11 protein-coding genes are annotated in these 16,139 nt (G+C 40.4%); 2 read left to right on the top strand and 9 right to left on the bottom strand.

The window, feature by feature from the left end:
• Nucleotides 1–44: 44 nt before the first annotated feature.
• The 8 genes from CTY47_RS08515 to CTY47_RS08550 form a co-directional block, all read right to left on the bottom strand.
• Nucleotides 45–431, bottom strand: a complete 387-nt coding sequence (locus CTY47_RS08515) for a co-chaperone GroES (RefSeq protein ID WP_099464348.1) — start codon at nt 429–431, stop codon at nt 45–47.
• 86 nt (nt 432–517) lie between these two features.
• Entirely contained in the window at nt 518–1,090 is a 573-nt protein-coding gene (locus CTY47_RS08520) for a DUF4251 domain-containing protein (RefSeq protein WP_099464349.1), read from the bottom strand.
• Between the two features lie 88 nt (nt 1,091–1,178).
• The gene (locus CTY47_RS08525; protein WP_099464350.1) at nt 1,179–2,519 is read right to left on the bottom strand and encodes an MATE family efflux transporter; all 1,341 of its coding nucleotides are present in this window, start codon (nt 2,517–2,519) and stop codon (nt 1,179–1,181) included.
• A 12-nt stretch (nt 2,520–2,531) separates the two neighbouring features.
• Nucleotides 2,532–3,533 carry an ABC transporter ATP-binding protein gene (locus CTY47_RS08530; protein ID WP_099464351.1) on the bottom strand — a complete coding sequence of 334 codons (1,002 nt, stop codon included), beginning with the start codon at nt 3,531–3,533 and terminating at the stop codon, nt 2,532–2,534.
• Nucleotides 3,534–3,535: 2 nt separating this feature from the next.
• The gene (locus CTY47_RS08535; RefSeq protein ID WP_099464856.1) at nt 3,536–4,570 is read right to left on the bottom strand and encodes an iron ABC transporter permease; all 1,035 of its coding nucleotides are present in this window, start codon (nt 4,568–4,570) and stop codon (nt 3,536–3,538) included.
• Between the two features lie 38 nt (nt 4,571–4,608).
• Nucleotides 4,609–6,696 (bottom strand): DUF4906 domain-containing protein, encoded by a 2,088-nt coding sequence (locus CTY47_RS08540; RefSeq protein WP_099464352.1) that lies wholly within the window; start codon nt 6,694–6,696, stop codon nt 4,609–4,611.
• A gap of 226 nt (nt 6,697–6,922) precedes the next feature.
• Complete coding sequence (locus CTY47_RS08545) at nt 6,923–8,929, bottom strand: fructose-1,6-bisphosphatase (protein ID WP_099464353.1); 2,007 nt, start codon at nt 8,927–8,929, stop codon at nt 6,923–6,925.
• A gap of 117 nt (nt 8,930–9,046) precedes the next feature.
• Nucleotides 9,047–11,587, bottom strand: coding sequence for an outer membrane beta-barrel family protein (locus CTY47_RS08550; RefSeq protein ID WP_099464354.1), 2,541 nt, complete (start codon nt 11,585–11,587; stop codon nt 9,047–9,049).
• A 343-nt stretch (nt 11,588–11,930) separates the two neighbouring features.
• On the opposite strand from CTY47_RS08550, the gene CTY47_RS08555 reads away from it, so the two are divergent.
• Together CTY47_RS08555 and CTY47_RS08560 are read left to right on the top strand one after the other, a co-directional pair.
• The gene (locus CTY47_RS08555; RefSeq protein WP_099464355.1) at nt 11,931–13,022 is read left to right on the top strand and encodes a metallophosphoesterase; all 1,092 of its coding nucleotides are present in this window, start codon (nt 11,931–11,933) and stop codon (nt 13,020–13,022) included.
• Between the two features lie 7 nt (nt 13,023–13,029).
• Nucleotides 13,030–14,169, top strand: coding sequence for a metallophosphoesterase (locus CTY47_RS08560; protein ID WP_099464356.1), 1,140 nt, complete (start codon nt 13,030–13,032; stop codon nt 14,167–14,169).
• Between the two features lie 263 nt (nt 14,170–14,432).
• On the opposite strand, the gene CTY47_RS08565 is transcribed toward CTY47_RS08560, so the two are convergent.
• Nucleotides 14,433–16,136, bottom strand: a complete 1,704-nt coding sequence (locus tag CTY47_RS08565; RefSeq protein WP_099464357.1) for a S41 family peptidase — start codon at nt 16,134–16,136, stop codon at nt 14,433–14,435.
• Between the last annotated feature and the right edge of the window lie 3 nt (nt 16,137–16,139).

Genomic DNA, 16,139 nt, shown 5'->3' on the forward strand with positions numbered 1-16,139 from the left:
ATCAAAAAAGTTAATCTGTAACTATTTTGTTAAACAAAAAGGCATTATTCAAACAATCCCTCATCTCTCATTAGCATTAAAATAGCGGAATGAGGTACAATAAGAAATTTCTCTTCATTGAAATTGATTTCATAAGCGGCATTTTGCAAATAAACAGCCAGATCTCCTTCATGTGCCTGTAAAGGCAAATAATGGACTTCTTCATTTTTTTTCTTTTGCCAAACTTCAGGTTCCTCTGTTTGAGAAGGAAGAGGATAACCAGGCCCGGTTTTGATGATATATCCAACCTGTATTTTTTCGCCTTCTTGTACTGATGGAGGCAAATATAATCCTGTTTTGGTCTGACTTTGCGGATTCTTAGGCTTAATCAGCACCTTATCTCCTATCATTAAGAATTTGTCAATGTCTTTCTGATCTATGGATAATTGCATAACGTATAAAATTTATATGATGCACAAAGATATAAAAAAAGAGACGCAGCAACACTACGTCTCTTTCATTCTATATATCAAAATGATTATAAAGCACGTCCTTTATATACATTTGATTGTTCGGTAGGATACAAATTACCGGTAAATGATATTCTATTACTATTAAAGTTCGGACTTACCGTTGCGGTACATTTATTCGAACCTTTTATCATGCGGAAAGTAACGTTAGCAGAAACGGCAACCCCCTGTACCATCATGCTAAAAGTAACATTACCTTTTTTGTCTGTTTTCATTTCTATGTTAGATGCATTTCCATCTACCGTAATACCACCTATCCCATTCGGTCCGGAAAATGCACCGTTAAATGCCAATTGTATTGTTGCTTTATTACCTTTCAAAGAAACAAAATTAGTTGAAGGGGTAACATAAGCAAAGCTGCCGCGTTTAAATTCTACTCTTTCAGCTTCCAATACAAAATCCTTATCGTTTAGTGCTTGAATGGCTTGCTCAAACAAGGCATTATTTTCTGCTTCCTCTGCAGCTTTTTTTGCTTCCTTTTCAGCTTTTTTTGCAGCTCTTTCTGCAGCTTTATCCTGTTGTGCCATCATTGAACCTGCCCCGAATATCAAGACTGCAAGTAATAACAATACTTTTTTCATACGTCTCATTATTTTAATTGTTTATATTTAGTGAACTATCACTCAACTAATATACATGTAAAGAAACATATATGTTCATTTCCGCAATTCACTTTTTTGCATTTTTAACGTGATGAATCAAGAATCCCCAAGCAACTATTGCAGCCAGTATATCTGAAAAAGGGCCTGTTAGCCATACACCGTCTAATCCATACATGGAAGAAAGAACCAATATGGCAGGAATCAAAAACAACACCTGCCTGCTCAGGCTTAAAAACATTGCTTTCCACGCAAAGCCAATACTTTGAAAGAACTGGCTAATAACGATCTGCGAACCAACAACCAAAAAGCCCATCAGGTTCAAACGTAAACCATTAGAGGCAATCTTTATTAACTCAGGATCCAAGGTAAAACCCTTCACTATTATTGACGGAAACAACTCGCAACACAACCAGCCCGAAGTAGTAATACATGTGGCCGTAATAATAGCTAAACGCAACGTATCATGAACACGCTGGTGCAGTCCGGCACCGTAATTGAAGCCCACAATCGGTTGTGTTCCCTGGGCTATACCAATAATCAGCATAACCAACAACATCCCTACGCTATTGATAATACCGGCAGCCCCTATCGCCAAATCTCCACCTTCACGTAACAATGCATTATTAAGAAATACGCTGACCATACTTCCTGCCAATTGCATAGCAAAAGGAGAAACTCCTATTGTCAATATAATCCAGACGATTTTCCAGTCCAGTGCCATGTACTTCTTCCGGAAACGAATCAGGCTCTCTTTACTCAAAAAATGGCTTAATACGAATGCCGCACTGATAGCCATAGAAATAACGGTGGCAATTGCAGCTCCGCGAATCCCCAGATCAAATACAAAAATAAAAACCGGATCTAAAATTACGTTCAACACAGCTCCCAGTAACATATAGGACATGGCTTTCTTGGGATAGCCCGATGCACGCATCACTGCATTAAAGCTAAAGCTTAATGAAGCCAGTAAATTAGCCGGAATAGCAATATATAAATAAGCCTCGGCATAAGGAATGGTTTGTTCGCTGCCACCAAACCAAAGCAAAAGGTCTTTTATAAAAATCATAGCCGGCACAATGGTCAGCACGCCAAACAGCAAAGTCATGGTCAAGGCATTTCCCAGAACATGCTCAGCTTGCCCAAGTTCTTTCCGTCCCAGAAATATGGAGACCCGCGTAGCAGCCCCTATACCGACCAACATCCCAAAGGCCTGCATAAACAACATTATAGGAAATGTAAGCGTAAGGCCCGAAATTGCCAGAGCTCCCACACCCTGTCCTATAAAAATCCGGTCTACAATATTATACAAAGCATTTACCATCGTACCGATTACGGCAGGGATAGCATAGTGCAATAAGAGCCGGCTTACCTTTTCATGTTCAAGCCGCCACGTAATTTCATTAGTCATATATAATACCTGTTATTTTCTGATTTCGTTGATCAATTCAGCAACACTTCCAGCCTGTTTCTGCATTCCATCCGGCCAGTTTATCATCATGCAGTCCGATGATTTACAATTAATATTTACATATTTCTCATTTACCGGAGCCGGGCGATACCCATTACGTACCAAAGCATTTCCGACCCAATAAGAAGTCTGAAAGTCCCCTTCCACCCCAATCGGGCAAGTTGGCGCTTCTACATTCAACTTTCCTGTAGATGGATCAAAAATAATGCCTTCCTTTCCAAAAAAGGTTCCAAAAGCTCCGCTCAAAATCAAATCTTCCGGTGTACCGCACGCCATAGGGCGTCCTTTTTCCTGCAACCAAAGGCAATCTCCCATTTGGATAGCCAGATCCAAATCATGCGTAGATAATAGAATTGTCTTCTTTTGTTCTGTTGCAAGTTTATGAAGCAATACCATCGTCTCTATACGGCTCGTCACATCCAGGAAGGCAGTGGGTTCATCTAATAAAATAACCGGACATTGTTGGGCCAAAGCTTTAGCAATCATTGCCTTTTGCCGTTCTCCATCGCTCAGTTCCGACACATAATTATTCGCTTTATGGGCAATACCGGCAGATTCGAGCGACTGTGAAATTATTTCTTTATCATGAGGTTTCAATTGTCCGAAAAAACCTGTATAAGGATGTCTCCCTAAAGAAACCAACTCATATACAGTGATACCGCCGGCATTCGTTTTCTCTGTAAGCACAACACCGACAGTTAAAGCAAATTTATGTTGGGAATATTCCTCCAACGGTTTACCCATCAAGCGAATAGAACCAGCCAATGGCGGTTGAAAGCCACAAAGCGTACGCAACAAGGTTGACTTGCCTGCCCCATTCAATCCAAGTAGGCATGTAACTTCTCCGGGATGCAGGACTAAATCCAATTGCTCGTGTACCCTTTTTCGCCGCCCGTTCTTCAGCACATATCCAATACTCAGGTTTGTTGTTTCTATTGTTGCATTATCAGCCATATTTAGTTAAAGTATTGGATATTTTTACGATTAATAATCACATAAATGATCACCGGGGCACCCAGCATAGGAGTAACGGCATTCAAGGGAAGTATATTATTACTTCCGGGAATCACCATCAACATATTGCAAAGCAGAGCTACACATGCACCGGAAAGTATTGTTACGGGAACCAGCATCTTATGATTGGAAGTACCCAACATTAAACGCGCTATATGAGGAACGGCCAGACCTATAAAAGAAATAGGCCCGCAAAAGGCCGTAGTTGTGGCCGTTAATACACCTGTGCATAATAATATCAAAATACGTGTACGTTTTATCTTTATGCCTAAGTTAGCCGCATATAATTCTCCTAACAAAAGCGCATTAAGCGGTTTTATCAGCAAAATGGCAAATAACAACCCGAACAATGTACAGCAACCAAAGAAAGGAAGCTGCTCCAACGATACTCCGGAAAAATTGCCTAATCCCCACATCACAAAAGCATGCACACGGTCGGCCGAAGAATAATAATTCAAAATAGAAATAAACGAAGAGACCAGATAACCTATCATAATACCGATAATCAGCAACATTACATTATTTTTCACCTTAGAAGAAAAATAGATAATGATTCCAAGAATAACACAAGCCCCCAGAAAAGCCGCAAGAATGACAGCCAGATAGCCATTAATCGGCCAATCGGTTACCTGGCTTAAGGAACCCCCAAAATACAACATAACGGCAGCTACTCCCAGATTTGCGCCATCACTTATACCCAAGATAGAAGGCCCTGCCAGTGGGTTGCGGAAAAGCGTCTGCAATAACAATCCGCTTATAGCCAGCGAAGAACCGGCAAACAAAGCCGTAAAAGCCTGGGGTAAGCGAGATTGTAAGACAATATTTTGCCACGCTATCTTTTCTATATCTTTCCCCAGAAGAATATCCATCACACTATCTACCGGTATGGATACCGCTCCATATACCAAGCTGCCAATAAAAAGAAAAATCAGAATGGTACTTAACAATGGATAATAAATCAACGCCTGTCTGTTCATCTCGCAAAAATATAAAGTTTTTTGCGGAAACAGTTGATTTATGGTTCCGAAAGTGCTGTTTCGGCCATCCATGCCCACAAATTAGCCATAAGCCTGGCTGCATCTGTGCTAATTTCACCGGTAGTATTATTCAACGCATTAGTCTTGGCATAATATCCGAAAAGCTGAATTTCGCCACAATACACAATTCTATTTTTATAATCAACACCTAACACACATTCTCCATTATCAGCCAACAGTACAGGCGTTATATCAGTATATAGCGTATGATTTACTGTCGAAAATATACCATCCACATAATTATAAGTCATATTCTGAGGCAATTCCCCGAAAAGACCGTTATCCGTAACCGGACTATTACCCGGTTTAGGAGCCAATTTATAGTTTCCGCTGTATCCGGGATTTTGTACTGTAACGCCTAAGGCTTCCAGCATAAATTTATTACGACCATCTTCAAAACTAAAAATCATGATCCGATTCTTCTTTGCCTCTAACCATTGCTTAACGACATTGGCACTTTTAAGAGTTAAATTATCATTCGTCCAGTTAGGCAAAAACAAAATATTAATGCCTGCCAAAGAAGCAATAGTCATACCATCTCCCGGAGACGTATAGCTTTCTACCAATGTAAAACCATCAAACGGAAATGTTCCTGCAGTGCCAAAATTATTACTGTTAACCAGTATTGGTTTCAAGCCTGTAGCATAAGCATGTGGTGTAGAAAAATTTGAGCCTAACGCACCTCTGTGACCGCGATAGGACAAAACCGTTACTGCCGGTCTGTCACTGGCAGGCGTTTGCATAATTGTTACTACAATACGCAAACGTTTAGCCGTTATCAATATCTTTTTCGAGTAATTAGATATTCCTGTATTCAATCTTAATGTTGTTACTTGTAAACTTTTCCCATCGCTGCCAAGACTGACTTTAAAGGTATCATTCTCCAGATATTCGCCCCAGCCTGTAGATCCGCCATAACCATTTCCTTCTTCATCAGCCCATTGCATCGTGTATTCATCGACATCCGTGTCAATATCAACAGACTTTACATAGTTAATAATTGAAGGTAGTACGACCGTACGTGAAGACAGGGCAAAGTAGTTTACACCGTCAAAATAAATATCACTGGAATTATCATCCCACTCTTTAATCTGCACTTCCAAGTTCGTGGCTGCATTGTTTGCAGCATCTTCCGCGTTATTCCATCCTGCGGCAGAAACTTTCTTAATATTGAGCACATATCTATAGTTTCGGCATACTTGTCCAAAAGGTTGCTCACTGGTCACCGAGTTAAAATCAACGCGATAATAAGTAATTTTGCCACTGTTATTAAAAATACCACCAACAACAACGCATGTCGCTTTACTGATCCTCTCGTTCTCTACAGGAGACACCGATTCAGGTATATAAATTCCGGACACCAGTTCATTACCCGTAACCGGGTAACTTATTGTATTAATAGTCTGACTTGTTGAAGGGATACTCGGCGTCGCTGAGTTTCCAGGAATAACCTGTACTTTATCATTAACACGAAAAACCTGTACACTTTTCAATTCAAAATTAGAGACAACATCTTGTGCTTTCACGTCTACACGTGCAATTGCACGTAGCATTTTTATATTGCTTACCTGATTAACCTGCCCCGGTAGTAAGCCCGGCACATCACATTCTCCAAACATAGGAATAACGTCCCCTATACCACTCTGTGCATAAGTCTGAAGAATTTTAGCTTTCACCAAAGCCTCGTTATCCCCTGCCTGAGGTTCATTTGCAAGAACTGCATCTGTAGCGTTCGCCACAATATAAAGCTTCAAAGGTGAAGACGATGATGTCAGTAAAGCATTAAAACTGGTTGTTGTTCCACCGCTTTGAATCGACAATCCGGCAGACCTGTATTTATATTCTCCATTCTGAAATACAAACACTTGTATCTGGCGAATACTGCTTTCGTCGCTAGCTCTGGTTGTTATCGTTTTCGGCAGTATTGTTGATGGTGTACTGATTACCAGACGTACCACAACATCTTCCACTTCCGATACGACTTCCGGATAAGAGGATACTTCATAATCATCCGTACAAGATATTAATGATACAGCAGATATAAAGAAAAGTATAAACCATTTCATCTGGATATAAATAATAGTTACACATTAAACATGGCGTCTTTACAACACATGATACAAAGATATAACCTATTATTCTATAACAAATTACAGAAACTATGTCTATCAAGTTCCCGTTTATTCTAATATAATAGATTCCGGTGTCCTGAAACATGATATGCGGAAATAAGCAAGCCAACACCTGTTTCCGTTTCGGAAAATGCAACAAACGGGCCGGTGTATTTACAGATTATGATCTTCTTCCGACCCGTTCCTTTTCTTTAATAAATCCATTCCGGTAAGCATATAATAATTTCGTCAAATCGCCGATCTGTTTCTGAAGCTCCATTCCTTTATCCGTATCACGAACCATCTGGCGATGCGAGCTCAGTTCAACAACTATAGTGGTCGATTTAATATCCAGACCTTCTTCTATCGCTTTTGCAGTCGATTCAAACGGTTCGTGTTGAACCAACTGAAAACCACGGGAATGATAAACCAATGTATATCCCGCAATACCTGTTTCCGGATGATAAGCTTTTGAGAAACCACCATCGATAACAAGCATCTTACCATTTGCCTTGATAGGGTTCTCTCCCTGGATGGAGCGAACCGGAACATGTCCGTTTATAATATGTCTGTGCTGTCCGGTCACACCAAACTCATCCAGCAACATATCACATATTTTCTCCTCTTTTCTCAAAACATAATAAGCTCCTTTTTCTTCCTTTTGTATTTCCTTATCTTCTACAAAGCAGCGTTCGAAGGTGGCCATCTGTCCTTTATCAAACAACGGAGAGTCTTTTCCACACCATAAATACCAGATATAATCCATGGCAAACTGCTTCTCGGGTGTATCTTCGGAATCAAAATAAGCCGTACGGATCAACTGGTCTACTTTATCAAGCAATAATTTACCCTTATACATTTTGCCGTCCACACGTACTTCTTTCAGTGTACCGTCCTCATTTAAAGGTACTGAAGCATGAAACAACAGGTTGGAATTGCATACCTGGTACATACTACCATGCGTAAAGAAGCAGCGCATATGCTTCTTCAATTTTTCGCTACTCTGGAACGAATGATGGATACGTCGAATCAAATCCTCTTCGTCTACCGAAAGAGCATACGGATCTTTAGGGTCGATTGTCGGCCAGTTCTTGTCTTTTAATTCATAGTCTTTACCATTCAGATGAACCGTTCCACGCGATAAATCGATCTTATGCAACAGCATCCGGTCATCCATTTCAAACTCCGGACGACGGCGGATTATTTCGCCTTCCAACTTAAACTGTATGATTGTGATTGCTTTATGCATCTGAGAGATCAGGCGGATTGTTTTTTCGTCAAATACATTATCCGAAAACTTGGTACGAGGCACAAACAACTTACACGGATCATCTCCATATACTTCCATTGCAAATGTGGCCAAAGGCAAAAGATTGATGCCGTAACCATCTTCCAGTGTTGCCAGATTACCATAACGCAACGACATGCGTATCACATTGGCAATACTTCCCAAATTGCCGGCTGCAGCACCCATCCAAAGAATGTCATGGTTGCCCCATTGTATATCGAAGTTATGATAATCACATAACGTATCCATTATAATATGTGCGCCGGGGCCACGGTCGTATATATCGCCCACAATATGCAACAGGTCAATCGTTAGGCGCTGGATCAGGTTACACATCGCTATGATAAAATCGTTAGCCCGGCCTGTAGATATTATCGTACTGATAATTTTATCTATATAAGCCGATTTATTCGGCTCCATCGACGACTCATGCAATAACTCCTGAATAATATATGAAAACTCCCTCGGTAAAGCTTTACGAACTTTAGAACGGGTATATTTCGAGGAAACATTCCGGCAAACTTTCACCAACTGATTTAGTGTAATAAGGTACCAGTCGTCCAAATCTGTTTCTTTCGATTTAATCAGTTCCAGTTTTTCTTCCGGATAATAAATAAGAGAACAAAGTTCTTTCTTCTCATAATCCCGTAATGTATTGCTGAATATCTCATTCACTTTACGTTTAACTGCACCGGAAGCGTTTTTCAGCACATGGTTAAATGCCTGATGTTCGCCATGAATATCCGTCAGGAAATGTTCCGTACCCTTTGGTAAATTCAATATAGCTTCCAGATTAATGATTTCTGTACTGGCTTCCGCCACATTAGGAAAGCTGCGCGACAACAATTGCAGATAACGCAAATCACCTAGCACAACTTCGGGAGTTATCTCTTTATCCATCTCTATATACCGAGTTATTTTTAGCAAAGATATAGGTTTTGAGATAAAAAAAAGCATTCGGATGAAATTTAGATTTCATCCGAATGCTTTTGAATTTTCTTCCGGGAGAAATTGGATTTACATGGATTGTCCCCCCTCGCTATTACCGCTATTATTACCCTTCATATCATCATTATTAATACCGCGACGTACTTTCTTTATTCCACCTTTCAGGTTACCGAAAGTATAAGATATACTTAAACGGAACTCACGGGCACTCCGCCATACCGTAGAAACATCCTTGAAATTATTTCCAACGGTTGTCGTCTCCATTTTCATTGTTTTCCAGAACGGATTCTGCGCAGCCAAAGAAACAGTCAGCTTCTTTTTCAAGAAATCCTTGCTGACATTCAGACCTGCAAAATAGAACGGATTATATTTACTCTGCAACTGTATCCACGGACTGAAATAACCACCGTTTGCATTAATACGGAAATCTTTCGGCAGGTTAAACTGCGTACCCATGAAGATACGGCCGCTTATTCCGTCTTTTTCTATATTCAACGCTTTACTTTTCAAGTCGGTATAGTCCAGACCTGCATTCATATAAATACGGAACAAAGGAACCGGATTCCAGTTTCCGTATAAGAACAAACCAACTTGCTGACGCTTACCTACATTGCCATACGTATTCCATAACGCGCCATTATACTGCGAACGCGGGTCGCTCTTCGGAAAATCGGCAATCATGCTATAACGTTCGATCGCATTATTTACAAACGTGTAGCTCAGACTGGCATTAACACTGAACTTCTGGGCAAACTTGCTATAATTCAAGTTGACACCGTTACTCTTCTCTGAGTCCAGGTTCGGATTCCCCTGGGAAATATTCTGCGGATTTGAATCTTCTATATACGGATTCAAATACCAGATACCCGGACGCTGAATGCGCATATTATACCCTAAACGTAATTGAGTAGACATATCCAATTGGTAAGTTAACGTAGCATTCGGCACCAGATCAAAATAATTCGCATCAAAATTCATATCCGGTGCTTTTGCAAACTCTGCATTTAAGCTGGTTCCTTCCGCACGAAGACCGGCTTTTGCTCCAAACTTGCTAAATTTCACCTGATAACTCAGATAAGCCGAATATATATGCTGGACATGACGGAACCTGCTATTTTCAGACGATACATCTTCCCAGGCATTCAACGAATCGCGATAAACCTGCTCCAGTGTTTCACTCTTACTCTGACGGTTGATATATTTTACACCAGCCTCCAATGTCTGGTCTTTCCACGTCGGTGTTGTATAATCCACCTGTGCCGTATGCTCTACTGTAGATGCTTTATTCTTATTCCACTGCGGATAATCTTTGGCAAGAGGATAATTTTCCACATTCAGTAAGTCTGTATGATTTTCACTATCATCAGGAGATTGGCTAAAACGATATGAAAGTGTCAGCAATTCATCTTTTTTGTGGGTAGAATGCTGAAAGTCCACATTCACATCGGTAGAGCCAAAAGTACCTTCGGTATTACTGTTACGATCATACCAGTAATACTTTTCCATAGAAGCAGATTCCGCTTCCGGCAATCCCGTCATTACTCCTGAAACTTCCGAAAAGCGTTTAGATTTGCCCCGGAACAAGTTTGCACCCACACTCAATAAATTCAACGAATCTATTTCATAACTGCCTTCCAGATTTCCATATTGAAAAGGACCTTTGCGCTTACTGCGGCCTGTTTCTTCAAAGCGGGAATCATAACCGTCTATTTCCGAATCATAACCCGATTTATCACGTAACGCATAAGAATCATTCCATGGAGAATTACGATTGTTATAACCATAGTTGGCTGTAATACCAAACTTACCGACTTTCAATGAAACATAACCTCCACCACCAAAACTACCTAAGGTGCTGGCATTGGCACGGATTGTTCCGGTATAGCCCTGTAAAGCATTCTTTGTCGTAATAATATTAATAATACCACCTACTCCTTCCGCATCATACTTGGCTCCCGGGTCGGTTATAACTTCAACATTTTTAATAGAACTGGCCGGCATACTTTTCAATACATCCGATGCATTTTCGCCACTCAACAGATTAGAAGGCTTTCCGTTCATATAAATTTTATAATTGGTAGAACCTTTCAATTGTATTTTATCATCGCCATCCACCGTAATCATCGGAACCTTGCGAAGCATATCCAGGGTATTGTTGGTTTGTGCCTCAGGATCATCCTCCAGGCTATAGGTAAGCTTGTCAACTTCCACTTTTACCAAAGGTTTCTGTGCCGTAACGGTAACTTCGCCCAAACGTTGGTTATCATCTTTCATGTAAAGTTTACCCAAGTTCAGCGGACTATCCTTTTCCGATATGGAAAACGTTTTCTGTGCCGGAGTTTTTCCAACAGATTGCATAGAGATGATGTATTTACCTGCACTTTTCAGCGTAGTCTCAAATTTACCATCAACATCACATGCTAACATCTTAACAGCTTTCTGAGGAGCACTCTGTAAAGCAATATTAAGCGTGGCGTACGGAACTGTTTCGTTCGTTAGCGTGTCCACCACCTGCCCTTTAATAACAAGGGGACTGGCATTATCTACCTGAGCACATAAAGGAAGTGCACTGATTAGCACCAGAAATAAGGATAAAAGTTTTCTATTCATTGATCTAACTATATAATATATACATAATTCACATTTACGATGCTTTCGTAAATGTGGCAAATATAATGTAATAAAAACTTTTTACAGCTAATTTTGTTTTAAAGAAGCCTAAAAAGAAGCATTTAGATACATGACAAACAGCCGATTGTTTTAGTTTTGTACAAACTATCAACACGTACGGCTTATGAAACGAATGTCGAAACTACTAAAATTATCAGATAACCAAATTCCGATGATGAACAATCCGGTAGGTTATCCTATACGGCAGGTCAAAATGCATCTTTGTAAATAATATATCAGACTATCTGGTAATAATTCTTACTTTTGCCGAAAAATAGACGAGATGCCTACTTTCTTTATCATTATTATAGCATTATACCTTTTAGGTAATCTATATATATTCACTTGGGGAAAAAATACGTTAAAAGCCCAATCAACCGGAGTTAAAGTATTACTATCTATCATCTTTTGGGGATGTGCATTATCCTTTTTCTCCAGCTTCCTGTTACGAGACGTAGCTATGCCGGATTTCCTTGCCCACACAATGCAGGATATAGGAAACGGCTGGTTAGTGTTTACCTTGTATATGGTAATACTGTTAGGAATCTGCGATTTGCTACGGCTTTTCCACATCCGGGTACGGGGAGCATTCTATTTAGCAACCGGACTAACACTCAGCTTATTAGGATATGGATATTATAATTATCAACATCCGGATATAAAAGTTATCAACATAGTTATCAACAAACCGTCAGACAACGAGGAAAAGCAATTAAAAGTGGTTGCCGTCAGCGATATTCACCTGGGATATGGAACTGACAAAGATATGCTTCAAAAATATGTAAAGTTAATAAACGACCAGAAACCCGACCTTATTTTAATTGGAGGCGACTTGATAGATAATAGTGTAGTTCCTCTGTATTCCGAACAAATGCATGAAGAATTGTCCCGGCTAAATGCGCCTTACGGCATTTATATGGTTCCGGGAAACCATGAATATATAAGCGGTATAACAAAAAGTAAAGCATTTGTTCAGACAACTCCTATCGTATTTCTGCAGGATAGTATTGTTACACTACCCAATGGCATCCAAATTGCAGGAAGAGACGACCGGCATAACAAAAACAGAAAACCGATTGAAGAACTGATTCACACAACCAATCCTACAAAACCGGTTCTTTTGCTGGACCACCAGCCTTACGAATTGGACAAAACAGCCTCCACTAATGTCGATTTGCAATTCAGTGGTCATACACACCGGGGGCAAATATGGCCAATGAACCTTGTTACCGACCATTTGTTTGAATTAAGTTACGGTTACAAACAGATAAAGAATACTCATTTTTATGTTTCCTCCGGTTTATCGCTTTGGGGACCGCCTTTCAGAATCGGAACAGACAGTGAGCTTGTAGTATTCAATATTACATTCAAATAAGAACGACATGAAAGTATTCATCCAGTCTATAGTAGCACAGCTATTACTAAATCCATATATCTTTTGGCGGGGATATCAGGCCATACCAGCCAGGAAAAGTTGGCGGATACCATATACCCTCTTCTTCATAATAGAGCTGGCCGTTTACCTTTTCGGTTTTTTCTTCCGGAATGAACTACCGGACGATTTGATGATTGCCATTCAATATTATTGTAATACATGGTACATCTCGATGATCTATATCACCTTATCTTTATTAACATTGGAAGTCTTGCGCCTCTCTAACCATTGGCGGCATTGGTTTCCTAAAATAGTTACAACACACTGGAAACAGACCAAGCTTTCTCTTTTCTTTATCATACTTATAGGCGTCGCTGCTCTTATGTTCCATGCTTACCATAAAGTACAAAATCCGGTTGTAAAGAACGTCTATGTAACATTAGACAAAAAAGCAGGAAATAACCGGGACAGTCTTACTATCGTTATGATGAGCGACCTGCATATCGGTGAAGTAATAGGCAAAAAACTTGTACAAAAATATGTAGCACTCAGCAATGCCCAACATCCGGACATGGTCGTCATTGTGGGTGACGTTATAGACTATGAATCCCGTTTTGCCGAAAAAGCGCATATAGAAGAGGATCTAAAACAGCTAAAAGCTCCACTAGGAGTCTACATTGTTTATGGCAACCACGAATATCGAGCCAACCGTAATGCCAAATACCGCTGGCTAAAAAAAACAGGAGCTACATTGCTTATCGATTCTGTAGCCATGCCCGATTCTTCGTTCTATCTGATTGGCCGTGATGACAATATAAACAAGAAACGCAAACCTCTGCAGGCACTTATGAAAGGAGTGGATAAAGATAAACCTGTCATTGTCTTAGACCATCAACCCTGGTCGTTTGCAGAAATGGAAATGAATGGAGTCGACCTGGGACTACATGGGCATACACACAACGGCCAACTATGGCCTTATCCTCTCGTATTGAAATTCGTATATGAATGTGCTTACGGTTACTACCGGAAAGGACCGACTCAATTTTACGTATCTTCGGGCATAGGAATAGCCGGTCCTCCTTACCGGGTTGGCACACAATCGGAACTGGTGGTTATACATGTAAAGTTTAAAATATCAAGCAAGTAATTTATTATCCGAATACAACCCTTGAACTGATGTTGTATAAAGGCAAGTATTGGTTAGAAGTTAAGAACAACAGGCTATTTCTACCTGACTACTAAGTCAACGTAAGGTGACTGATAACTACTTTAACTACTGATTCGTGAACTCATAGTTATGATTCCTGAAACTCATAGTTATGATTTTTGAAATACATAAAGAGAGAGGGCTGAATAACTTTGATTGTCATTCAGCCCTCTCCGGTATATCGTTTTCCGACGGAACAGCTTTTATTTCTCCGCAGGTGTTTCTTTCTCCTTCTCCGGAGCACTTAATGTTTTAGTATATAACTCATGATCGGCAAGAACCTCCAATGCTTTATCCAGGACTTCATCCTCTTTCAGGTTTTGCAGCAACTCGCCTCTCTGATAATAGTAACGCTTTACAATCTCTGCTGCCATCAACTTCTTGATTTCATCCTTGTTACGGTCAAAATCCCTATCAAGATTCGGAGTCAACTGCTCTTCCAACGCTTTAAGAGTGGTAGAGTCGCCATCCAGATAGCCTTCAAACGCTGCTATTTCTTTCAGGCTCTTCAATGCTTTTTCACTCTGTCGGTCGTATGTAAAATTCTTCTCCTTTGCATATTGCTTCAGGGCTTCATAGTCTTCATCCGTAACCACAAATTCTTCAACCGGGGCAATAGTCTTATGTTTCTGTACCCAATCTGTTATAAAATCAAACAGAACATAGTCTGCCGCCAGATAATACATCAATGAAGGTATTTTCTTTTCTTTCATTTCAAATTCCGGACGAACGCCACCGCCATCACGGACCGGGCGGCCTTTGGATGTATAAAACACAGAAGTCAAACTATCAGGAATAGCGTTCACACTACCGTCTTCTTTACGGTGCGTATAGTCTAACTGCTGAATACAACGGCCGCTTGGTATATAATATTTGCTCACCGTCACCTTTAACTTGCCATCATAAGGCAAATCACGGGTAGTCTGAACCAGACCTTTTCCAAAAGAGCGCTGGCCAATCAATACGGCACGGTCCAAATCCTGCAAAGAACCCGAAACGATTTCTGATGCCGAAGCCGAGTTGCCATTAATCAAAACAGCCAGAGGCATTACCGTATCCAAAGGCTCGCTCGAAGTACGATAAGTACGATCCCATTGTTTTATCTTGCCTTTCGTAGAGATTACTTCGCTGCCTTTCGGTACAAACAGGCTTACTATCTGAACTGCAGATTCCAATACACCGCCGCCATTATTACGTAAATCGATTATCAGGGATTTGATGTTATGGTTCTTCCGTAAATCTTCAAAAGCAGCCTTCACTTCCTGAGCACTCTTGTCTGTAAAACCTTTCAAGTAGATATAACCTACACTATCGTTGCGAACTCCATAATAGGTAACCTGGTCTACAACAACCTGTTTACGCACGATATCGATCTTGCGGGGTTTCTTTTCGCCCGGACGCTGAATGGTTAATGTAATTTTTGTATTGGGAACGCCCTTCAACAATTCGCTTACTTTATCATTCGTAGCTTTAGAGACATCTATCGTATCTATTGCCAAAATACGGTCGCCCGCTTTCAGTCCGGCCAATGCCGCCGGCATTCCTTCAAACGGCTCAACAATAATTACGCCTCCGTCTTTATCACGCTGACGTATATAAGACCCTATACCACCATATTCGCCCGTAGTAATAAGCTTCAATCCTTCCATTTCCTGTTCGGGAATATACTCGGTGTATGGATCCAAGCCACCCAACATCGCATCTATACCGCGGCGAACTGTTTTATCTATATCCACAGAATCTACGTAAAACATCTCCATCTCTTTCACAAGAGCATTGAAAATATCAAGATTCTTACTTACTTCAAAACGATTATCATTCTGTGCCTGCCCCGGAAATATATTTCCGGCAATGAGTAGCAAGCTTAGCAATCCTATAATTCTCTTTCGTTGAATCAGTCTACACATAGA

Source organism: Parabacteroides provencensis (genome assembly GCF_900232875.1).
Classification (GTDB): domain Bacteria; phylum Bacteroidota; class Bacteroidia; order Bacteroidales; family Tannerellaceae; genus Parabacteroides; species Parabacteroides chinchillae.